Origin of the sequence: Pseudomonas sp. N40(2020) (assembly GCF_014472415.1) — a bacterium.
In the GTDB taxonomy this organism is placed as follows: Bacteria; Pseudomonadota; Gammaproteobacteria; order Pseudomonadales; family Pseudomonadaceae; genus Aquipseudomonas.
Map to the genome: position 1 here is coordinate 114,906 of NZ_JACSZV010000005.1, position 21,127 is coordinate 136,032.

The following is a 21,127-nucleotide window of genomic DNA, read 5'->3' on the forward strand; positions in this document are numbered from 1 at the left end:
TCGTCTTTCTGTTCAACTGCAACTGGTTTGCATTAACAGCCGCACACTCTTGCGATCCACAGGACTACGTTCGACGTGAAAACCATCCCTGCCAACAACAAGAAATCTCCTTGGTTGCCGCTGGCCCTTGCGCTGGCGGTCAACGCTGCCATGCCTTTGGCATTCGCGGCCGACGCCATTCATATCCGCGCCCAGCCGCTGGGTCAGGCCTTGAGTGAACTGGGCCAGCAAACCTCGTTACAAGTGTTTTTCAGCCCGGAGCTGGTCGCCGGCAAACAGGCTCCGGCGGTCGATGGTGATATCTCGCCGGAGCAGGCGCTGCGCCAATTGCTGCAGGGCAGCGGTCTGGATTATCAGATCAACGAAGGTTCGGTGACCCTGTCGCCCACCGCGACTTCCGCCGCCACCAACGGCCCGCTGGAGCTCGGCGTGACCGACATCAAAGTGGTCGGCGACTGGCTCGGTGATGCCGACGCCGTCGTGGTGCAGAACCATCCCGGTGCGCGCACGGTGATCCGCCGCGAAGCGATGGTCGAGCAGGGCGCAATGAACGTCAGCGACGTCCTCAAGCGTGTGCCGGGCGTGCAGGTGCAGGACTCCAACGGTACCGGCGGCAGCGACATCGCGCTGAACGTCGGCGTGCGCGGCCTGACGTCGCGTCTGTCACCGCGCTCCACCGTGCTGATCGATGGCGTACCGGCAGCGTTCGCGCCGTATGGTCAGCCGCAACTGTCGATGGCGCCGATTTCTGCGGGCAACCTCGACAGCATCGACGTGGTCCGTGGCGCCGGTTCTGTGCGTTATGGGCCGCAGAACGTCGGCGGGGTGATCAACTTCGTCACCCGCGCGATCCCGGAAAAAACCACCGGTGAAATCGGCACCACCCTGGAAACCACACAGTACGGCGGCTGGAAACACATTGACACCGCGTTCCTCGGCGGCACCGCCGATAACGGCATGGGTGTAGCGTTGCTCTACTCGGGCGTCAACGGCCACGGCTATCGCGAGCGCAATAACGGCAACGACATCGACGACGTGCTGCTCAAGACGCACTGGGCGCCGACCGATCAGGACGATTTCAGCCTCAACTTCCACTACTACGACGCCAGCGCCGACATGCCCGGTGGCCTGACGCAGAAGCAGTACGATGACAAACCCTACGATTCGGTGCGCGACTACGACAACTTCACCGGTCGGCGCAAAGACGTGTCGTTCAAGTGGATTCGCCAGATCGATGAGCGTACCCAGGCCGAAGTGCTGACCTATTACACCGACAGCTTCCGTGGCAGCACCATCGCCGCCCGCGACCAGAAAACCCTCAGCTCGTATCCGCGTTCCTACTACACCTTGGGCATCGAGCCGCGTGTGTCGCGCGTGTTTGACGTTGGCCCGACGACTCAGGAAGTCAGCGTCGGTTACCGCTATTTGAAAGAGGCGATGCACGAGCAGTCGAGCCGTCTGGCGCTGGTCAACAATCAGCCGGTGGTTACGCCGACCTCCGACGGCCATGTGTTTCAGGATCGCACCGGCGGCACGGAAGCCAACTCGGTCTACGTCGATAACAAAATCGACGTCGGCAACTGGACGGTCACCCCGGGCATTCGTTTCGAACACATCAGCACCGACTGGCACGACCGCGCCGTGCTCGACACTGCCGGCAAACCGGTGCCGGAGAAAAACCGCAGCATCGAGAGCAACGAACCGCTGCCGGCGCTGAGCGTGATGTATCACTTGTCGGATGCGTGGAAGCTGTTCGCCAACTACGAGACGTCGTTCGGCAGCCTGCAATATTTCCAGCTCGGTCAGGGTGGTTCCGGTGACAACACCGCCAACGGTCTGGAGCCGGAAAAGGCCAAGACTTACGAGATCGGTACGCGCTACAACGATGACGTGTGGGGCGGGGAAGTGACGCTGTTCTACATCGACTTCGACGATGAACTGCAATACATCAGCAATGATGTGGGCTGGACCAATCTTGGTGCGACCAAGCACCAGGGGATTGAAGCGTCGGTACATTACGACATGGCAGCGCTGGACTCGCGCCTTGATGGCTTGACCGCGAATGCTGGTTTTACTTATACCCGTGCGACTTATGAAGGGGAGATTCCGGGGTTCAAGGGGCGTGATCTGCCGTTTTATTCGCGTCAGGTGGCGACGGTGGGGTTGCGGTATGACGTCAATCGCTGGACCTACAATCTCGACGGTTTTGCTCAGTCCAAGCAGCGCTCGCCGGGTACCGGGGTGAATGCTGATGGCAGTTTCAATGGCAATTACATTACTGACGGTACGGCGGATGGGCAGTATGGCGATATTCCGGGTTATGTGACCTGGAACGTGCGCGGGGGGTATGACTTTGGGCCTCAGGTGTCGAATCTGAAGTTGGGGGCGGGGGTGAAGAACGTCTTCGATAAGCAGTACTTTACGCGTTCCAGTGATAACAATTCGGGGATGTATGTGGGGGCGCCGCGGACGTTTTTTGTGCAGGCCAGTGTGGGGTTTTGACTGAGTACATATCCGTTATTTTTGTGAGGGCGACTTAGGGTTCCGCCCTTACGGCGGGTCACTTTTTCCAGACGCCGAAAAAGTAACCAAAAAGGCTTGCCCTGACGTACGGCCCGCTCGCTGAGGCTCGGGGTTCCTTCGCTGCGGGATTGATCCGGGGGCATCGCCTCCGGTTTGCTTCGCTGCACCTCCTCTCGATGTGTTTGGCTGCGCCAAACGGTCGCTGCGCTCCCACCCCCGGATCAATCCCTCCACTCAGCCTTCCGACGGGCGCTTAGATCAAGAGCTTTACTCGAGCTAACGCTCATTGTGATGAGTGGTGCGGCTTTGCCGCTTGGGTTGTACGCAATTAAAACTGTAGGAGCCAGCCTGCTGGCGATGGCGGCCTGACAGCCGACCAATCTTTGTCAGGTGCATCCATTCCAATTGTAGGAACTGCCGAAGGCTCGGGCCCCGATCGGACGATCTTTTGATCTGCTTTGGCTTTGGCTTTGGCTTTGGCTTTGGCTTTGGCTTTTGATCTTGCTCTCAGCCCATCGGCAGGCCGAGCGAAGGTGTTCATCCGGGGGGTAGGCGCGCAGCGCCGTGCGGCGAAGCCGCACACATCGAGAGGAGGTGCAGCGAAGCAAACCGTAGGCGATGCCCCCGGATGGACACCGTAGCGAGGGAACACTGAGCCTAGGCGAAGTGCCGTACGTCAGGGGGCAGCCTTTTGGGTTACTTTTTCGGCGTCTGGAAAAAGTGACCCGCCGTAAGGGCGGAACCCTAAGCAGCCGTTACCGCAGCAACGGATATGCCCCCACCCCAACCCCAAACAACAATCTGACAGGTGCACTGAGTTCAGACTTTCAACACCTTCCCACCAATAGCCACCGCCACCAGCAACACCGCCATCAACCCGAAAGCAAAACTCAAACTGCTGGCATGAGCAACAAAACCAATCACTGCCGGCCCCGCCAGAATCCCCGCATAACCCAACGTAGTAATCGCCGGCACCGCAATACTTTCCGGCATCACGGTTTGTTTGCCCACCGCCGTGTACAACACCGGCACGATATTCGAGCAACCGGCACCGACCAACGCATAACCGACCAGTGCAGCCTCCCAGCTCGGTGCGAACGTTGCCAGAAACAAGCCTGCCGCCGCCAACAGGCCACCAAACAAAATGATCCGCGTCGCCCCGACAATCCGAACAATCCGGTCACCCATCAAGCGTCCGGCGGTCATGGTCAGAGCGAACGCCGCGTAACCCAGCCCCGCATACGCCGTGTCGATCCCGCGCTCTTGCGCCAGGAACACCGCACTCCAGTCCAGCGCCGCACCTTCGGTGAGGAATACGATGAAGCACATCCCGCCGATAAACAGCACGATGCCGTGGGGGATGGCGAATGCAGGCCCGGAGCTTTCGCTGCCATAGGGCAACATGTGCGGTACACACTTGAACAAAGCGGCGATCAACACCGCCACCACCACCAGCATCGCGCCCAACGGCGAAAGGCCGAGGCCGAGCAGGGCGCTGACGCCTGCCGCGCCGACGATGCCGCCAAGGCTGAACAGACCGTGGAAACCCGACATCATGTTCTTGCCGCTCGCACGCTCGACGATCACCGCTTGCAGGTTTACCGTCGAATCCACCGTGCCGAGGCCGGCGCCGAACATGAACAGCGTGGCGATCAGCGCCGGAATCGACGACACCGTCGCGAGCAACGGCAATGCCGCGCAGATCAACAGCGTGCCGCCAGTTGCCACTCTGCGGCAGCCGAATCGCGTTGCCAGAATCCCCGCCATGGGCATCGCCAGAATCGAACCGACGCCCAGGCATAACAGCAACAATCCCAGCGTGCCCTCATCAAGCCCGGCCCTAGCCTTGGCGTACGGCACCAGTGGCGCCCATGCGGCAATGCCGAGCCCGGCGATGAAGAAAGCGATGCGCGTGGACATCTGTTGCAGGCGTCCGGGGACGAAAGTGTCTTGGGGGTTGAGGCTGGTCATATCGATCCTTGGCAAAAAACGTCGCGTCCCCGAAGGACAGTGATTGAGCGTCGAGGTTCGATCGCAGGTGTTCCGGGGACGTGCAGTCGACATCCTAACCTGTGGGAGTGAGCCTGCTCGCGATAGCGGTGGATCAGTCGACATTTTTTTGCCTGGCACACCGCTATCGCGAGCAGGCTCACTCCTACAGGTAGTTGCGGTTTACAGTGGACTACTTTGGCAGCAGGGACACAAAAGTGATGACGCAGTTCTACGATGCGCGGGGCAACATCTACGGAGTGATCTCTCCCGAGGCGCTACGCATGGCGGGAATCGACTTGCCGACCAGCGCTGGCGAATGTGCGTCATCACGCCAGACCTGGAGTCATCACGCCGTCGCTCTCTGCTGCGAATGGCCCGAAGGTCAGCGGCCAGCAGACAGCAAATCCCACCGCAGCGACGGTCTGCTCGTGGGTCCGTTCCAGGCGTCGCCGCCATTTGACGTGCTGATCATCAACACCGACGGTACCCTCGCCGAGCGCAGTGGCAATGGCCTGACGATCTTCTCGCAAGCCCTGACCGAGCAAGGTGTACTGCCCGAGCAGGGCGCTCTGTTGCGCGTGCATCATGACAAAGGGAGCGCGGTTGAGACCTCTGTGAAACCGGCCGAAGTCGAAGGCGTGAGAGGATTCTGGCTGGATCTCGGCCAACCCGAATTCGGCCCGTCCGCGGTCGGTGCACAGAACGCAGAAAGCCGCGAATTCAACGGCTGTGGAACAAGCCATATTCAATCCTTGGCACAACTCGATCCGTCGTGGAGCCACAGCCAGTTCGTGCGTATTGGCAATCCGCATTGCGTGACGTTGCTGACAGAAGTTGCCGCGCTGCCCAGTAACGAACAGATGCGCGAATCGCCACTGAACGAAGGCCTGACCCGAATCGCTTATGCCATGCCCACCGGCTCAGGGCAGCCCTGTCCGGCGGGCGTCAATCTGCAATGGGCCGCGCGCGAGTCCGCACGACGTATCGTCGCCCGGGTGTTCGAACGCGGCGAAGGGCCGACGGCCTCTTCTGGCACCAGCGCCAGCGCAGTGGCCTCAGCGGCGTGGCGGGTCGGATGGGTCGAGGCAGGCGCAGTACACGTCGTCATGCCCGGCGGCACGGCGCCGATCCTGCTCGAAGAAGCAAATGGTGAATTGCTGCGCCTCAGCCTGTTCGGTACGGCCCAACCGATCCTCTAGCGCTGCCGAAGGTTTGCGATACCGTTAATGAGCCTTGAACAACGTCACGCTCACCACCTGATCACCCTCGACAACCAGCCGCAGCAACGCCTGCGGAGTGGGCAACGCCTCAAAACACTCAATAATCACCGAGTGTGCCGACGTCGCCAGCAACGACAAGCTTCGGGCATGCTTCAACTGGCGTTTCACCGGGCGCCAGTCCCGAGGCTACGATCGCAGCGCATGACACCGCTTCACGCAGGCGCGGGTCGAGGCCGGGGCGAGCATGCAAATGCCCGTACACGACACCCTTAGACGAACTCCACCACCGGCATCTGCCGCTTCATCAACACCTCGCCGCCGCGAATCGAATACAGCGGCAAGCCCTGACTGCGAATAACCTCGTAATCGCTGTCCGCCGACAGAATCAGCAGGTTCGCCGGGCGCCCCTGTTCCAGGCCATAACGCTCGCCCAAGTGCATGGCTTTGGCGCTGTTGTCGGTCACCAGATCCAGCGCACTTTGCAGGTTGCGGTAACCGAGCATGTGGCAGATGTGCAGCCCGGCTTCCAGCACGCGCAGGATATTGCCGTTGCCCAGCGGATACCAGGGGTCGACGATCGAGTCCTGGCCAAAGCACACGTTCATACCGGCTTCCAGCAACTCGTTCACCCGGGTCACGCCACGCCGTTTCGGGAAGTTGTCGAAGCGGCCTTGCAGGTGAATGCTTTCGGTCGGACAGGAGACAAAACTGATCCCGGAATGGCCAAGCAGGCGGAACAGTTTGGCGCAGTAAGCGTTGTCGTAAGAGCCCATTGCCGTGGTGTGGCTGGCGGTGACTAGGGCGCCCATGTCGCGGCTGCGTGCCTCTTCGGCGAGCACTTCAAGGAAGCGCGAATGCGGGTCGTCGGTTTCGTCGCAATGCACGTCGACCAGGCAACCGGTGCGCTCGGCCAGGTCCATCAGGAACTTCACCGAACTCACACCCTGATCGCGGGTGTACTCAAAGTGCGGAATCCCGCCGACCACGTCCGCACCCATGCGGATCGCTTCTTCCATCAGCTCGCGGCCGTTGCGGTATGACTCTATGCCTTCCTGCGGGAACGCGACGATTTGCAGGTCGATCAGATGACGACTTTCCTCGCGCACTTCAAGCATGGCTTTGAGTGCAGTGAGTTGCGGGTCGGTGACATCGACGTGGGTGCGCACGTGCTGGATGCCGTGGGCGGCCAGGGTCTGAATGGTTTTCTTGGCGCGGGTCTTGGTGTCTTCTTCGGTGATGGTGACCTTGCGCTCGCCCCAGCACTCAATGCCTTCGAATAGCGTGCCGCTCATGTTCCAGCGCGGCTCGCCAGCGGTGAGGGTCGCGTCAAGGTGAATGTGCGGCTCGACGAAGGGCGGCACCACCAGATTGCCGCCGGCGTCGAGGTCGTCGGGGCCGAGGGACGGCGCTTCGGACTGGCGGGCGATGCTGCGGATCAGCCCTTCCTCAAGGTGCAATTCGTGCAAACCTTCCTGGTTGCGCAATCGGGCGTTGATGATGTGCATCAGGCGAATCCTTTTTTATAAGTCTTGAAGTGGCGCGTTGGCGCTGCGGGCGCCGAGCAGGCCGGTGACGATGACATACGTTAGCGCGGCAGCGGCGATGCCTACCAGCGGCGCAACCCACGGCGAGCTGAACGCGGCGACGGTCCCGACCCCGTAGGCCCCGAGGCCCGGCCAGTTGAAGGCCGGCAGCCGTGCGTCGGCCAGGCGCGGATAGTGCCCGCGCCAGCGGAAGAAGAAGTCGGCCATGATCACCCCGCCAATCGGCGGAATCACCGTGCCGAGCAGAATCAGATACGGCACCAGCATGTCGTACATGCCCAGCAGGGCGAGCAGGGTGCCGATCACTGCGCCGGCCAGGGTTACGGTTTTGCGTCGGCCGGTGCGCAGCAGATTGCAGCCGGCGACGGCGAAATTGTAGATGGTGTTGTCCTGGGTGCTCCAGATATTGAGTAGCAGCATGGCCATCGCCGCCATGGCGAAGCCTTGCAGGAGCAGCACTTCCACCACGTCCGGTTGTTGATAGACGATGGCGCCGTAGGCACCGATCAGCACCATCAAGCCGTTGCCGATGAAAAATCCGATCAGGCTGGCCAGCACCGCGACTTTTGCCGAGCGCGAAAAGCGCGTCCAGTTGGTCGCCTGGGTCGCGCCGCTGACGAAGGTGCCGAACACCAGGGTGATCGCGGTCGACCAATCCAGCGAGCCGCTTGGCACCACGCTGAGCAAGCCCTCGAAACCGCCGACTTTCACCGTCGCCACCCACATCGACAACATCAACAGCAGCATCATCGCCGGCACCGCGATGTACGACAGAATCTCCAGGCCGCGATAGCCGACATACGCCGTGGCGCAAAACACCAGGCCGAACAGCACCATCAAACCCAGCACCGCGCCTTCGCCCAGATCAAAGTATTTACCGAGCACCACCGCAGCGGTCGCTGTGCCCCAGGCGTACCAGCCGATCTGGGTGAAGCCGAGGATCAGGTCGCTGAGCTTGCTGCCGACTTCGCCAAAACAGAAACGACCCATCAGCACCGAATTGAGACCGCTCTTGAAAGCGATGTAACCCAGACCCGCCGCGTACAGGCCGAGCAGCAGGTTGCCGACGATGATCACCGCCATCATCTCGGCAAAACCGAACGCCACACCGAGCTTGCCGCCGGCAAACATGGTCGCGGTGAAGAAGGTGAAGCCCAGCAATACCATGGCGGTCGAGGCCAGGCCTTTGCGTGCATGCATGGGGACTTCACTGAGGGGGTAATCGTTGCCGGGATCGTTTTGCGTCATGGGGCGTTCCTTGCTGAAAAAGGGAGACGCGGGGGAGGGTTGCAGTGGTCGTGCCAGGTTTGAGTAGCGTCCGTCCCAATGTTTGAAGATGTCTAAGTTATTGATTGTTGAACATCTAAGTGTTGAATCAGTAGGCATGTCGTGTTCTAACGAATTTATTGTTTGTGTGAAAATCTTCATATTTTGGATTAAGTATGGATTGCTCCCATGGTCTTGTTGGAATAATCCTACAGGATATTAGTCTTATTCCTGCCTTTAATTTATTGACCGTAAAGACTTGATCCAATATATCTATAAGTGCAAGTGATTCACGATTTTTCAGAAAATTCTAATGGCGATACAAGGATGTGAGATGAATATTCGAAACGTTGATATCGAAACTATTAAAGATGTTATTCGGGCGGACGGCGTTATGATGAGCGCTGTCTTTGGGGAGAAGTACGTAGATCCACTTCTTGTGCAAGTTGAGAACACCCCCCCGGGAATGGAACTGACTAGGCCAGTACATACGGGGGCGGCAACAAGTAATTGTACTCAATGTTTCAGTCGGTGTTGCTATGCTTCTTACTCTCCGAAATCAATAAAAAGTGGCACCTGTTATGGACTGGTATCCAGAGCCAATGTAGTCGTTTTTAACTAGGTATGTGCCGCCTCAAGGCGGCATTTCAATTGACATAAGGAAGTGTTAGTGAGTGATTTCTCGATGGTTGATTCTATGGCGACTTATTCTGGCTCACACAGGGTTTTAGTGAATGAATTTTTAAATAGCCTGTATGAGAGTAAAAAGTTTGATCTTGCTTGTCTGATTGATAAGAAGCTGGCTAATGCCTTTGCTATACACGTGGCAAATAAGGTTGAAAGCTATGTTCGCCAATCCATCGAGGCAGAGGTGTCACATGTTAATGAAAACCTTGGGGTCAGTATGGCCTACGAGGAATTTTTAGAGCAGGATGAATTGTATCTCGAGTTTTTGAGGAAGTACGAGTCGCTGAGGTACTTGCTGGATAAACTTTTTGTGGATGAATTAGAGAATTTCTCATTAGTTAAAGAGTATTTTGTAAAGTCGCTTCCAGAATTGCTGCGTAGTGGTTTTTTGGATGGTCCTCATGAAGTGAGTGATGTGTTTTTGCTGGGAGACGAGAGTCACGATGGAAATAAAAACGTGGCACTTTTTTATGTTCAAGGATGCCCTGCTTTTGCCTTGAAGTTGCGTGATTTGGAGTTGGAAAGGAAAACAAGCGAGTTTCTTGGAGCTTTTTTCAATGAACAATGTGGTATTCGCGGTTGGGAGTTTCCAGAATATATATCGGGGCAAGGTTTCGGGTGGGTGAAGTGGTGTGATCAGGTTCCTTTGAAAAGCAAGGCGGAGGTAGAGAATTACTATAGATTGGCAGGTTATTTGATTGCTGCGGCTGCGTCGTTAGGAATTACCGACCTCCATTATGAAAATATCGTAACTCATCAAGGAAACCCCGTTCCGGTCGACTTGGAGGCGGTATTTCATCATGTCTATGTTGATGCGCCGCGTTTGGGAGTACCCAGAACAGGGCTTGTGCCGAATGTTATTAAGTACACAGATGGACTTGCCGACACCGAGCACGCGGGCATAGGAAATATATTTCGGAAACAATCCGTTAGAAAAGCATCATTAAACACAAATCCAAATGCGGTGGTGTTTGATGGTGAGGTACAGAATCCAATAGACTATATTGAACATATCGTTGCAGGTTGTGTTGAATGCTACAAGGTCATAATTTATGAGTATCAGCGTTTTGTAGAGTTTTTGAATCAAACTTCTAATCTAAGAAATAGAATAATCTTGAGAGATACGGCTAACTATTGCTTGGTGATTGAGGCTTCCTATCATCCGCGGTTTCTAAAGAATAACCAGGATAGAAAAAAATACATCGAGTCTTGCCTAGGATCAGTCGAAGATCATCGGGCTGACTCCGCTCTCTTAAGGGCGGAGGTTGAATCCTGCTTTTTTGGGGATGTTCCCAGATTTACTTCTTGTGCGAAAGATCTTGCTGTTTGGTCAACTCATGCTGCTGAAAGTATTAAGCTGATTAATTATGTAAGCGGATACGACAGTGTGAGGGATAATTTATATCGCATAGTGAATGAGGGGTTTGGTAGCGAGATTCAATTTTTAAAGTGCGTATACCGAGAGGCGGAAAAAATAGTTGACTTGAGTTGTAGGTTTAATCAGGTTCATGGATTTGAGGAAGAAGAAGGTTCTAATTGCTTGGTTCTAAAAACAATGCCTTCTGCAGTAAATATAACTGCTAAACACATGATTGATACTCGGTCTCCTCCTTTAATGTTTACTAGTAGGTGTGAAAGCTATCTCGAGTTAACTACCGTAGGGTTTGATTTGTTTTCAGGTTCGGGTGGGCTTGGTTATCTCGCTGCTACTGGGAGATTATTCGAATCAGAATCGGAGAATAAGGAGTTTTTGTTTGCATATTTTGAGATGATTTTAGGTGATGAGTTGCTATCGTCGTCTCCAATAGGTGGAGCATATGTCGGTGGGCTAAGTTCTATAGCGCCAATTTTTATAGATGGAAATTCCTCCTTTATTTCAACTGCAACCGATAAAATTGTTGCGGCTTTTTATTCTGAAGAATATAAAAATCTAGGTTCGGGCTTGATCTATGGTCTTGCTGGAGCTTTGGTGGTCGCCAGCTGTTATTTTCAATTGTCAAAGAAGGAGGAGTGGCAAGATATTTCTAGATTACTATTCGAGGCGTTAGTCGCGAGATCTGAATTAGACGGTGAGCAGATAATATTCCCTAGTAATATCTCAATGCATCCTAAAAAAATATTATGTGGGCTTTCGCATGGACAAGCAGGTATCGCTTATTCGATCGCTGTATATGCGATGGTTTTTGATATATCTGATGAAACGGTCATTCCATTGATAAAAGGCGTAATTACGTCGGAAATCAACTGCTTCGAGCGGCAACTTGGCAACTGGCCAGATTTAAGACATAAGCCTCGAAGCATAGAGCTTCAAAATGAGTTTGGATGGGCGCATGGAGGCGCGGGAATTATTTATGTGTTCGATTTTTTAAGAAGACATTTTAATATCGACGTGCTTGACAGGTTTTTGCAGGAGCACAGTTTTCGAGCGATGTTCGAGAAGAATTTCAAAGCTTCGGCCAGTAAAGAAAATTTCTCAGTTTCAAACGGAGTGTTGGGGGTAGAGTTAATTTATCAGCGACTATTCAAGAAAGCTTTGAACGTCGATTTAGAAAGTAAGTATTGGTCGATTCAGGGGGCGTCTACTTTAGGGTGTGGTCTGATGAAAGGGTGTGCCGGAGAGCAACTAGCCATGAATTCTCTAATGACGGGTGACCAATCTTTTCCTCTGTTGCCTCATGAACTGTTCAAACTGCGTTTTCGGGAAGTATCCAAATGAATGTCAAAGGATTTGTTGATACTTATACGCTACTGAAGTTGTCCATGAAATCAAAGGACGTAAGTCGTTTGGCCTTTTTAGTAGTGTTGATTTTCCTTACCGCGATAGGTTTTGGTCTCGTACCGTTATTTTTGCAGAGGATGCTTGCGGTTGCATCAGGTAATCATGAGCAGTTTTTGATGTTTTTGAGCCTGGTAGTCGGCGTTATTTTTATATCTCAGGTGTTTTCTCATTTGTCCGATGTAATGACAATGATGTTTATCCAGCGGGTGAATATAAATCTTGGTGAGATGTTCATTAAGAGATCTATTCGTTTGTCTGCATGTGAGAGCCTGATAAAAGGCCCGGCGCAACTGGCGCAGGTGCTGCAATGTGCTTCTGCGAGTATGGATAACACAATTCGATCAATGCTGGTTAGTATATTGCCCTCTATCATTCAAATATTCGTATCGTTAGTTGTGTTGTGGGTTTTTAAAGATTTTTTCGTAATGTTCATGATTTTTTTGTACGTTTTTACGTATGCAATTATTAGCTCTTCAATGATTGGGCGCTTGTCAGAGTTGTTCAAGGTTGTGATATTAAAAGAGATGGGGAGTTCAAAAACCATTCATGGCATTGTTTCGAATATTGAGACAATACGTATATATTTGGCCGATGAATTTCTGTTGCGTTTTTTTCGTGAAGATCAAGAAGGTGTTTATCAGTCTTGGTTGGGTTTTTATAGGAGAAGTACTTGTCTAGAAGTTTTTAGGGTATGTGTTTTTTCGCTTGTTTTTTTTGTTGTTCTTTATGAGTCTTCACTAAGGTTACTTTCCGGAGAGATAGGTGTTGGTCATTTTGTAATGGTTGCAGCCTATATGTTTCAGGTGTGTCAGCCATACGATGCTCTTTTAAAAAGTATTGGTAGCATGATTGAATCACTCGGTGGCTTTGCACCCTTGCTGAAACATCTCGACGCTTGTGAAGTTCGGCATGTTGGTAAAGGTAATGAGCTTCCGAATATTAGTCATCACCTGGAATTTTCTAATGTTCGATTTTCTTACCCTGAGCGACCTACAGAAAAGGTGCTGCACGATTTGTCAATCCGATTTATTCCGGGTGAAGTAGTTGCGATCACCGGTCCATCTGGTGTGGGTAAGTCGACAATTGTCAAGTTGCTGATGCGGCTCTATACACCCTCTTCGGGTTTAATTAAATATGGTGGTGTTGCGATAGAAGATTTGTCTGATCAAGACTTCTATTCTAGGTTTTCTTTCGTATCCCAAGAGGTTGGTTTATTCAACGGGTCGTTAAGATTTAATCTAAGAATCGCTGATCAAAATGCACCTGATGAAAGATTAGAAGCAGTTTTAAAACTTGCTGACCTTGGTGGATTCCTAAAAGGCTTGCCATCCGGGCTGGATACGGAAATTGGAGACAGGGGTTTAATGTTGTCGGGAGGCGAGCGTCAACGTCTTGCCTTGGCAAGAAGTTTTTTGCGAGACCATAAGGTCGTCGTTTTTGACGAGAGCACGGCATTCCTTGATGAGGTTGCTGAGCGAGCAGTGATCTCAAATATCAAAAAATATAATGCGTCTAATATTGTGATCATTGTTGCTCATCGAGAGTCGATATTAAAGTTGGCTGATCGAGTGGTCTCGTTTAATGGCGAATTTTGCGTGGAGCTTTAATCGTGAGAATATTGTCTGTTTCAATTAAAGGGTACCGCTCTGTTGATGATGTGTTTCTGAATCTTGATGGTTTGAATATTTTTCATGGTGAAAATGGAGTTGGGAAAACTAATTTATATAATGCACTCAAGCTCGTGCAGGCTGCTGCAACGGGAGAGTTTTCGAAGTTTATCGTTCGGGAGGGTGGCATGCAGTCGATCCTTTCGGAGAATTCAAAGCGCAATGCAGATCGTTCAAAAATTATTTTTGAAGTGCGGTTCTCGACTTTTTCAGATGATGATGACTATTACAGTTACGGAATCACAGCGGGACTAGTGCCGCAAAAAACCGCTTTTGGAGAAAAGATTGTATTGGGCGATGGTTTTGAGTTTGAACCTCAAATCAAAACTGAAAAACTGATTTTTCATAATGGACGGAAAAGTCATACTTTGATGTTCCGAGAAAATGGTTTCTTGAAGGTGATGGATCGAGAAATGGCCGTTCTCGACATGTCGAATGCTATTCGACTATTCCCCTCTGCTACGGCATTAAGCTCTCTCACGGATGCAGAGCGTTTTCCAGAGGTGTTACGCGTCAAACATGAAATTATGGGGTGGCGTTTTTATCACGGTTTCAGGACTGATATTGAGTCGCCCATTCGCAAGCCTTGCTACGCAGTTAGTGACACGGTACTTCATTCGTCTGGAGCAAATCTCGCTGCGGTTCTGGCGACGCATAAATATATAGTTCAAGATCTCGATGTTGTTGAAGAGTTGATTGCGGATACATTCGGAGGGGCTATTTTGGAGATTTCAAGACCGGAACGTACCGTTTCTTTTGGACTTCGATTTCCTCAAAGTAATCGCACAAGCAATGCGTGGGAACTATCTGACGGCACTTTGCAATATATTTGCCTAGCTGTTGCGCTGACATCCAGTTCTTTGCCTCCATTCATTGTTTTGAATGAGCCTGACAACAGTTTGCATCCCGATATGCTCAGGTCGTTGGCTGTTTTGATTAGTTCTGCCAGCAAGCGATCGCAGATTTGGGTTGTTACTCATTCACCGATATTGAAAGATATTCTTGAAGAGTCAGGGACGTCTAAATCTCGGCATGTCATTAAACGGGGGCTTCATACATGGATTGAAGGGTTGGCTCTAAATGGTGAAGTTAATACTTTTTGACACAATCGAAAGCTGGGATTTTGATTCACACAGCGCAGGGATAGGCATGAAATTGGTGCATTGATGATGCATCTTGGAACACTGATTCTTCGGCATTTAGCGACTCTATATGAGTGGTTTGGCCTTTGTGCACTTGCGCCATTCCGGGACGCGGACGCCGCGCGTCAAAGAAATCGCAGCAATGCAGCGACGATCGCTTCAGGGGCGTCTTCCTGGACGAGGTGGCCGGCGTTGGGTATTGGGTGAAATTGTGATCCCGGGATCATCTGGTGTAACGCCCGACCCCGTTCGATGGGAATCCATTGATCGTCCTCACCCCAGAGAATCTGCACCGGGCAGCGGATCGCCGGGTACAGAATTTCGGCTTCACGGGTATAGCGTTCGTCCATCTGCGCGATCTGCCGATAGAACGCCGCTTGCCCCGGATCGCCGAGCCACGGCTGCACGTATGGGGCCAGTTCATCATCGGGAATATCCCGGTGTATCGCCCCGCGAATGTAGGTCGGCACGATGGCGCGCTGGATGTAATCCGGCAGGCCGCTGAACGCCGCTTCATGCTGGCGCACGTGCTGCACGAACGGTGATCCCCACGGCGTCAGCGCCACCGGGTCGATCAGCGTCAGGCTGCGGTAATCCTTTTCGTTGAGCAGATGCGTGCGCAGTACCGTGGCGCCGCCGAAGTCGTGGGCGACTACGTCGGGGCGCTGGATGTTCCTGTGATCGAGCAGTTGTGCGAGGAGTTGGTTTTGCACGCCGAGTGACACGTCAGCGTCCGGTTGTTCCGAGCGCCCGTAGCCCAGCAAATCGAAATAATGCACGCGGTGCGTGGCGAAAAAGTGCGGCGCGATGCGATGCCAGACATAGGACGAGAAGGGCGTGCCATGCACGAACACAAGCGGCGGGCCGTCGCCGCGTACGGCATGCCGCACCGGGTGGCCGTTGAAGTCAAAGACCTGATCCAGCAGCCAGTCCGTCATGGGCCTGTCCTCTTGGCGGGTTTGAGCCAAAGAGCATAGGCATAAAAAAACAGCCGGGGAGGCTGTTCTCTATTTCCATGGATAAACACCGAGCCCGTAGGAGCAGCCTTCGGCAGCTCCTACACGGGGTATCGGTGTTGGATCATTCGCCGCGATAGATGCAACCGCTGGTGCAGGTCTCATGAATACGGATCGCGCTGAGTTCCGGCAGCAGCGGCTTCATTTCATTCCAGATGAATTTGGCCAGCACTTCACTGGTCGGGTTTTCCAGGCCGGGAATGTCATTCAGGTAGTTGTGATCCAGACGCTCGTACAGCGGCTTGAAAATCGCCTTGATCTCGGAGAAGTCGCGGATCCAGCCGGTGTGCGGATCAAGGTCGCCGCTGAGGTGAATCGCCACCTTGAACGAGTGACCGTGCAGACGCCCGCACTTGTGGCCGTCCGGGACGTGCGGCAGGCGGTGGGCGGATTCGAATGTAAATTCCTTGAAGATTTCCACAGTATTTTCAGCTCTGTTCAGATGGCGTTCGCCGCAGCGATTCGGGCAGGCCGCGAGTTTATCAGCTTGTGTTTGGCCGTGCTGACTAAAGGGTCAGCAAGCGTTCGGCGAGGCGACCGTTGGCAGTCAGTTCGAGGAATTCGTCACCGAGGCGCCGGCTCTCGTCCATTGCCGCGTGCCAGTACTTCTGCCGGCTGGGCGCATCGCCCATGAAGCGTTTGAAGTCGTTCCGATCGGGCAGTTTGCCGTAGGGCAGGCGCGCCAGATACTCCTTCGACGGCGCCAGCAACAGCACGTCCTGCAAGCGCTCCACCGATGCGCGGCGCCACGGCAGGGTTTTGTCGAACCAGCCCGGAATTACCCGGTCGGTGAAGTGCGGATAGAGCACGATGCCGTCGCCGCTGTAGGGCAGGTCGAGGTGATAGTCGAGCAGACCGCCGTCGCGGAACGTCCCCTCACCGGCGCCCGGCAAGTCGCGCACGCCCTCCATCACCATCGGGATTGAACCCGAGGCCAGCAGTGCCTGGCGCAGATTGCCGGCGTTGAGCGCGACGAAGCGCGACGGGAAATCGTTCAGTGCGTTGACCGGTGGCGCCAGGCGCGGATCGTGAATGATCAGCCGTTCGAAGTGCCGCGAGAGCCGCGCGCGACCACGCAGGTTGTCGGCGATCACCGAGCCCAGCGCCAAGCCAAGTCGGCCACGATGATCATCAGCGAGGCGGCCCTGGCTTTTGACCACCATGATGTTCAGGCGGTAATCGGCGTTGTTCAGGATGCTCGCGTCGCGACCGTCGAGCAGGTCGTTGAGCATGCGCTGCGAGCTCTGACTGATCTCGGCCATGGTCACGCCTTTGTTGAAATTCTGCTCGGCGTACAAGCGCCCGAGGCGGCGGATGCCTTCGGCGGCATCGGGCAGGCAGGCACTGGCGAAGCGCCAGGAACCGACCGAGGCGCCGATCAGCGAGCGCTCGCGTGGCGCGCTCGGCAGCCATTCACCGAACAACGCCAGATCCAGCCCCTGAATCCCCAACGCCTTCGGTCCACCGGCCGCGCCGGGCAGGGTGCCGACGTCGGCGGCGTTCAGACCCTGGGCTCGAATCCGCGCCATGGCTCGGGGGCCGGCCTTGAGGGTGAGGGCGGGGAATTTGATGTGGATGGCTGTCATACCGGTCTCGATCGTTAGCAAGCGAAGGATTATAGAACCACTGCTCCCACAGGGGGACCCTTTATTGCCTTGGAGCAATGATGGCAATTCAGTTTCAGTTAAGTTGCTCCCGCTAAGGTGCCCACCGTCGCAACACATAAAAAATACGGAGACATCCATGAAAACCCTGACTGCCCTTTCCCTCGCCTCGATCCTCGGCCTCACCGCCAGCCTCGCTCACGCTCGCGATCTGGGACCCGATGAAGCCCTGCGTCTGCGTGACGCTGGTACTATCGTCTCCTTCGAGAAGCTCAATGCCACGGCACTGGCCAAACACCCGGGTTCAACGATCACCGAAACCGAGCTGGAAGAAGAGTACGGCAAGTACATCTACCAGGTCGAAATGCGTGATCCGCAGGGGCTGGAGTGGGATCTGGAATTAGACGCGGTCAGCGGGCAGGTTCTCAAGGATCATCAGGATACGTAATGAAGGTGAATGTTCGCGCCACCAGTCGCACTGCGTTGGCGCTTGTGATTTTCTGCTCGGCTGCGATGGCTCGCGACCTCGATCAGGACGAAGCCCTGAAGCTGCGTGAGCGCGGGGTGATTCTGCCGCTGGAGCAAGTGCTGCAGCAGGCCATGGATCGCTATCCCGGGGCGAAACTGCTGGAAGTCGAGCTGGAAGAGAAACACGACGTCTACATTTATGAAGTCGAGTTGCTGACAGCCGAGGGTGTTGCGCGTGAGCTGCACCTGAAAGCCGATACCGGTGAACTCGTGAAAGACAAGGAAGATTGATCGATGCGTTTGCTTCTGGTGGAAGACCACGTACCGCTGGCCGACGAATTGATCGCGGGCCTGCAACGCCAAGGCTATGCGGTGGATTGGCTGGCGGACGGCCGCGATGCGGTGTATCAGGGCAGCAGCGAGCCCTATGACCTGATCATCCTCGACCTCGGCCTGCCCGGTGTACCGGGGCTTGAAGTGCTGGCGCAATGGCGCGCGGGCGGTCTGGCGATTCCGGTGTTGATCCTGACGGCGCGCGATTCCTGGGCCGAACGTATCGAAGGCCTCAAGGCTGGCGCCGACGATTACCTGACCAAACCGTTTCACCCCGAAGAGCTGCACCTGCGCGTTCAGTCGTTGCTGCGTCGCTCAAAGGGCCAGGCCAATCAAAGCACGCTCAAGGCTGCCGGCCTTCATCTGGACGAGGGCCGCCAATGCGTGACCCGCGACGGTGCGGACATTCTGCTGACCGCCGCCGAATTCCGCCTGCTGCGCTATTTCATGCTGCATCCGGAACAGATCCTCTCCAAAAGCCACCTCGCCGAACACCTCTATGACGGTGAGACCGAGCGCGACTCCAACGTCCTCGAAGTCCACGTCAATCACCTGCGCCGTAAACTCGGCAAAAGCGTGATCGAAACCCGTCGCGGCCAGGGTTACCTGTTCGGCGGGCAAGCTTCGTGAGATCAATCCAGCGCCGCTTGAGCCTGGGGTTGATCAGCGTGATGGTGGTCGTCGGCCTGGTGCTGGCGCAAACCAGTCTGTGGTTGTTTGAAATGGGTTTGCAGCGCTACCTCGAAGCCGGGTTGCGTAACGACAGCGAGAGTCTGCTGGTGGCGCTGGTGCGCGGGCCGCAGGGTTTGCAACTGGATGAGCGACATTTGTCGCCGGCCTATCAGCGGCCGTTTTCCGGGCATTATTTCCGCATCGACTTTGCCGAGAGCCATTGGCGCTCGCGCTCGTTGTGGGATCAGGATCTGCCGCTGCTTGAACGCCCCGGCCTGCACAGCAACCTGCAACTGGGGCCGGACGGTCAGCAGTTGCTGGTGCTGCGTTCGGACTATCGGCGGCTGGGGCAATCGATATCGATCAGCGTCGCGCAGGATTACACGCCCGTGCGCGAGAGTTTCCAGCGCATGCGCCAGATCGGCCTTGGCTTGGGATTGGCCGGGTTGTTGCTGATTCTGTTTTTGCAACGGCTGACCGTGCGCCGCGCCCTGAAGCCGCTGGAAAAGGCCCGCGAACAAATCGCCCAGCTGCAACAGGGCCAGCGTTCGCAACTCGACGATCAGGTGCCGGTGGAGCTGGAGCCGCTGGTGGCGCAGATCAACCATTTGCTCGCGCACACCGAAGACAGCCTCAAGCGTTCACGCAATGCGCTGGGCAATTTGGGGCATGCGTTGAAAACACCGTTGGCGGTGCTGTTGAGCCTGGCATCGAGCGAAAAACTCGATGGCCATCCCGAGCTACGCAAGATCCTCAAGGAACAACTGGAGCAGGTGCAGCAGCGGCTCAATCGTGAGCTGAATCGCGCACGGCTGTCCGGCGATGCGCTGCCGGGTGCGCTGTTTGATTGCGACGCGGAACTGCCGGGGTTGTTGGCGACGTTGAACATGATCCACGGCGAACATCTGGCGTTGAGCTATGTGGCTCCGCCGGGGCTGCAATTGCCGTGGGATCGTGAGGATTTGCTCGAGTTGCTCGGCAACCTGCTGGATAACGCCTGCAAGTGGGCGGATGCCGAAGTGCGCTTGAGTGTGATTGAACGAACCGACGGCTTTGCCCTGAGCGTGGAAGATGACGGGCCGGGGATTCCCGAAGAGCAGCGTGCTCAGGTATTCAGCCGGGGCGCGCGGCTGGATGAGCAGACTCACGGGCATGGTCTGGGATTGGGGATCGTGCGCGATATCGTCGATACGTGGGGTGGGTTGTTGGTGTTGGGCGAGAGCGAGTGGGGCGGGTTGAAGGTGGTGATTGAACTGCCTAAACGCTGATCTTTAAAACACCAAAAAAACTTGTGGGAGCGAGCCTGCTCGCGAAGAGGTCAGGTCAGTCGACATCTCTGTTGACTGGTTTACCGCTTTCGCGAGCAGGCTCGCTCCCACATTAAAACGCTGTCGGATTCAAGTTTGAATCAAACGCGAAACTGATCCATCAAACTCTGCTGCTGATTCGCCAGGCTATTAAGTGACTGACTGACCCGCGCCGACTCATTCGCCTGCTCCGACAACGACTCCGTCACATCGCGAATCGTCGCCACGTTGTTGTTGATCTCCTCAGCCACCGCGCTTTGCTCTTCGGCGGCACTGGCGATCTGCAGGTTCATGTCGCTGATCACCGTCACCGCATCACCGATCTGGCGCAGTGCAGTCACCGCTTGGCCAACCTGCTCGACGCTGCCCTGGGCCTGACGATGGCTGTTGCCCATCGAACCGACCACATCCTGCGTGCCGCTCTGCAGTTGTTCGATCACCTGACGGGTTTCTTCCACCGACTCCTGGGTGCGGCGGGCGAGGTTGCGGACTTCGTCGGCGACCACGGCGAAACCACGTCCGGCCTCACCGGCACGCGCCGCTTCGATGGCTGCGTTGAGTGCCAGCAGGTTGGTCTGCTCGGCGATGGCGCGTATGGTTTCCAGCACGGCGCCGATCTTCTCGCTGTTGGCGGCCAGACCTTCGACCTGAACCATCGCCGCGCTCATGTCGGCGGCGAGGGTGTCGATGCTAGCGGTGGTGCGGTCGATCACGGTCAGGCCCTGACGCGTGGCGCGATCAGCATCCTTGGCCGCTTCCGCTGCTTGCGCGGCGCTGCGGGCGACGTCCTGCGCCGTGGCGCTCATTTCGTGGGAGGCGGTGGCAACCTGATCGACCTGACGGTATTGCTGTTCCATGCCGGCGCTGGTCTGGGTGGCGATCGCCGAAGACTGGTCGGCGGTGTTGC

General features: G+C 55.3%; 17 protein-coding genes. 9 read left to right on the top strand and 8 right to left on the bottom strand.

What is annotated here, in order from left to right:
• The first annotated feature begins 75 nt into the window (after nucleotides 1-75).
• The gene (locus IAI51_RS05670; RefSeq protein WP_187677586.1) at nucleotides 76-2,502 is read left to right on the top strand and encodes a TonB-dependent siderophore receptor; all 2,427 of its coding nucleotides are present in this window, start codon (nucleotides 76-78) and stop codon (nucleotides 2,500-2,502) included.
• A gap of 840 nt (nucleotides 2,503-3,342) precedes the next feature.
• Here IAI51_RS05670 and IAI51_RS05675 read toward each other — a convergent pair.
• A complete protein-coding gene (locus tag IAI51_RS05675) occupies nucleotides 3,343-4,494 on the bottom strand; it encodes an MFS transporter (protein ID WP_187677587.1) in 1,152 nt (383 codons plus the stop codon).
• Between the two features lie 239 nt (nucleotides 4,495-4,733).
• Between IAI51_RS05675 and IAI51_RS05680 the strand changes: the two genes are divergently transcribed.
• On the top strand, nucleotides 4,734-5,714 hold the full coding sequence (locus IAI51_RS05680; RefSeq protein ID WP_187677588.1) for a diaminopimelate epimerase: 981 nt from the start codon (nucleotides 4,734-4,736) through the stop codon (nucleotides 5,712-5,714).
• 24 nt (nucleotides 5,715-5,738) lie between these two features.
• On the opposite strand, the gene IAI51_RS27895 is transcribed toward IAI51_RS05680, so the two are convergent.
• From IAI51_RS27895 to codB, 3 genes are all read right to left on the bottom strand, one after another.
• A complete protein-coding gene (locus tag IAI51_RS27895; RefSeq protein WP_262410295.1) occupies nucleotides 5,739-5,903 on the bottom strand; it encodes a hypothetical protein in 165 nt (54 codons plus the stop codon).
• A 101-nt stretch (nucleotides 5,904-6,004) separates the two neighbouring features.
• Nucleotides 6,005-7,240 carry a cytosine deaminase gene (gene codA, locus IAI51_RS05690; protein WP_187677589.1) on the bottom strand — a complete coding sequence of 412 codons (1,236 nt, stop codon included), beginning with the start codon at nucleotides 7,238-7,240 and terminating at the stop codon, nucleotides 6,005-6,007.
• A gap of 15 nt (nucleotides 7,241-7,255) precedes the next feature.
• Nucleotides 7,256-8,527, bottom strand: a complete 1,272-nt coding sequence (codB, locus tag IAI51_RS05695; RefSeq protein WP_187677590.1) for a cytosine permease — start codon at nucleotides 8,525-8,527, stop codon at nucleotides 7,256-7,258.
• A gap of 688 nt (nucleotides 8,528-9,215) precedes the next feature.
• Here codB and IAI51_RS05700 point away from each other — a divergent pair.
• The 3 genes from IAI51_RS05700 to IAI51_RS05710 are packed head-to-tail and all read left to right on the top strand — an operon-like array spanning nucleotide 9,216 to nucleotide 14,781.
• Nucleotides 9,216-11,948 (top strand): DUF4135 domain-containing protein, encoded by a 2,733-nt coding sequence (locus tag IAI51_RS05700; protein ID WP_187677591.1) that lies wholly within the window; start codon nucleotides 9,216-9,218, stop codon nucleotides 11,946-11,948.
• Nucleotides 11,945-13,618, top strand: coding sequence for an ABC transporter ATP-binding protein (locus tag IAI51_RS05705; protein WP_187677592.1), 1,674 nt, complete (start codon nucleotides 11,945-11,947; stop codon nucleotides 13,616-13,618). Before IAI51_RS05700 ends, IAI51_RS05705 begins: the two co-directional genes overlap by 4 nt.
• 2 nt (nucleotides 13,619-13,620) lie before the next feature.
• A complete protein-coding gene (locus tag IAI51_RS05710) occupies nucleotides 13,621-14,781 on the top strand; it encodes an AAA family ATPase (RefSeq protein ID WP_187677593.1) in 1,161 nt (386 codons plus the stop codon).
• 164 nt (nucleotides 14,782-14,945) lie between these two features.
• Here the strand turns inward: IAI51_RS05710 and IAI51_RS05715 are convergent, their stop codons facing one another.
• From IAI51_RS05715 to IAI51_RS05725, 3 genes are all read right to left on the bottom strand, one after another.
• Entirely contained in the window at nucleotides 14,946-15,758 is an 813-nt protein-coding gene (locus IAI51_RS05715; RefSeq protein ID WP_187677594.1) for an alpha/beta fold hydrolase, read from the bottom strand.
• Between the two features lie 142 nt (nucleotides 15,759-15,900).
• Nucleotides 15,901-16,257 carry a 6-carboxytetrahydropterin synthase QueD gene (gene queD, locus IAI51_RS05720; protein WP_003223505.1) on the bottom strand — a complete coding sequence of 119 codons (357 nt, stop codon included), beginning with the start codon at nucleotides 16,255-16,257 and terminating at the stop codon, nucleotides 15,901-15,903.
• Between the two features lie 85 nt (nucleotides 16,258-16,342).
• Nucleotides 16,343-17,422 (bottom strand): patatin-like phospholipase family protein, encoded by a 1,080-nt coding sequence (locus IAI51_RS05725; protein ID WP_187677595.1) that lies wholly within the window; start codon nucleotides 17,420-17,422, stop codon nucleotides 16,343-16,345.
• 157 nt (nucleotides 17,423-17,579) lie between these two features.
• Between IAI51_RS05725 and IAI51_RS05730 the strand changes: the two genes are divergently transcribed.
• The 4 genes from IAI51_RS05730 to IAI51_RS05745 are packed head-to-tail and all read left to right on the top strand — an operon-like array spanning nucleotide 17,580 to nucleotide 20,181.
• Entirely contained in the window at nucleotides 17,580-17,888 is a 309-nt protein-coding gene (locus IAI51_RS05730) for a PepSY domain-containing protein (RefSeq protein WP_187677596.1), read from the top strand.
• On the top strand, nucleotides 17,888-18,199 hold the full coding sequence (locus IAI51_RS05735) for a PepSY domain-containing protein (protein WP_187677597.1): 312 nt from the start codon (nucleotides 17,888-17,890) through the stop codon (nucleotides 18,197-18,199). Before IAI51_RS05730 ends, IAI51_RS05735 begins: the two co-directional genes overlap by 1 nt.
• Nucleotides 18,200-18,202: 3 nt before the next feature.
• A complete protein-coding gene (locus IAI51_RS05740; protein ID WP_187677598.1) occupies nucleotides 18,203-18,871 on the top strand; it encodes a response regulator transcription factor in 669 nt (222 codons plus the stop codon).
• The gene (locus IAI51_RS05745) at nucleotides 18,868-20,181 is read left to right on the top strand and encodes a sensor histidine kinase (protein ID WP_187677599.1); all 1,314 of its coding nucleotides are present in this window, start codon (nucleotides 18,868-18,870) and stop codon (nucleotides 20,179-20,181) included. The genes IAI51_RS05740 and IAI51_RS05745 overlap by 4 nt, the downstream gene beginning before the upstream one ends.
• A 140-nt stretch (nucleotides 20,182-20,321) precedes the next feature.
• Here the strand turns inward: IAI51_RS05745 and IAI51_RS28140 are convergent, their stop codons facing one another.
• Nucleotides 20,322-21,077: a methyl-accepting chemotaxis protein gene (locus IAI51_RS28140; protein WP_401266348.1), complete on the bottom strand. Its 756-nt coding sequence runs from the start codon at nucleotides 21,075-21,077 to the stop codon at nucleotides 20,322-20,324.
• Between the last annotated feature and the right edge of the window lie 50 nt (nucleotides 21,078-21,127).

What these genes read in the sequence shown, in the direction of transcription:
- IAI51_RS05680 (WP_187677588.1), top strand. Translation starts at nt 4,734, where the DNA reads ATGACGCAGTTCTACGATGCGCGGGGCAACATCTACGGAGTGATCTCT.
- IAI51_RS05725 (WP_187677595.1), bottom strand. Translation starts at nt 17,422, where the DNA reads ATGACAGCCATCCACATCAAATTCCCCGCCCTCACCCTCAAGGCCGGC.
- IAI51_RS05705 (WP_187677592.1), top strand. Translation starts at nt 11,945, where the DNA reads ATGAATGTCAAAGGATTTGTTGATACTTATACGCTACTGAAGTTGTCC.
- IAI51_RS28140 (WP_401266348.1), bottom strand. Translation starts at nt 21,077, where the DNA reads ATGGAACAGCAATACCGTCAGGTCGATCAGGTTGCCACCGCCTCCCAC.
- codB (WP_187677590.1), bottom strand. Translation starts at nt 8,527, where the DNA reads ATGACGCAAAACGATCCCGGCAACGATTACCCCCTCAGTGAAGTCCCC.
- IAI51_RS05740 (WP_187677598.1), top strand. Translation starts at nt 18,203, where the DNA reads ATGCGTTTGCTTCTGGTGGAAGACCACGTACCGCTGGCCGACGAATTG.
- IAI51_RS05735 (WP_187677597.1), top strand. Translation starts at nt 17,888, where the DNA reads ATGAAGGTGAATGTTCGCGCCACCAGTCGCACTGCGTTGGCGCTTGTG.
- IAI51_RS05715 (WP_187677594.1), bottom strand. Translation starts at nt 15,758, where the DNA reads ATGACGGACTGGCTGCTGGATCAGGTCTTTGACTTCAACGGCCACCCG.
- IAI51_RS05675 (WP_187677587.1), bottom strand. Translation starts at nt 4,494, where the DNA reads ATGACCAGCCTCAACCCCCAAGACACTTTCGTCCCCGGACGCCTGCAA.
- codA (WP_187677589.1), bottom strand. Translation starts at nt 7,240, where the DNA reads ATGCACATCATCAACGCCCGATTGCGCAACCAGGAAGGTTTGCACGAA.
- IAI51_RS05730 (WP_187677596.1), top strand. Translation starts at nt 17,580, where the DNA reads ATGAAAACCCTGACTGCCCTTTCCCTCGCCTCGATCCTCGGCCTCACC.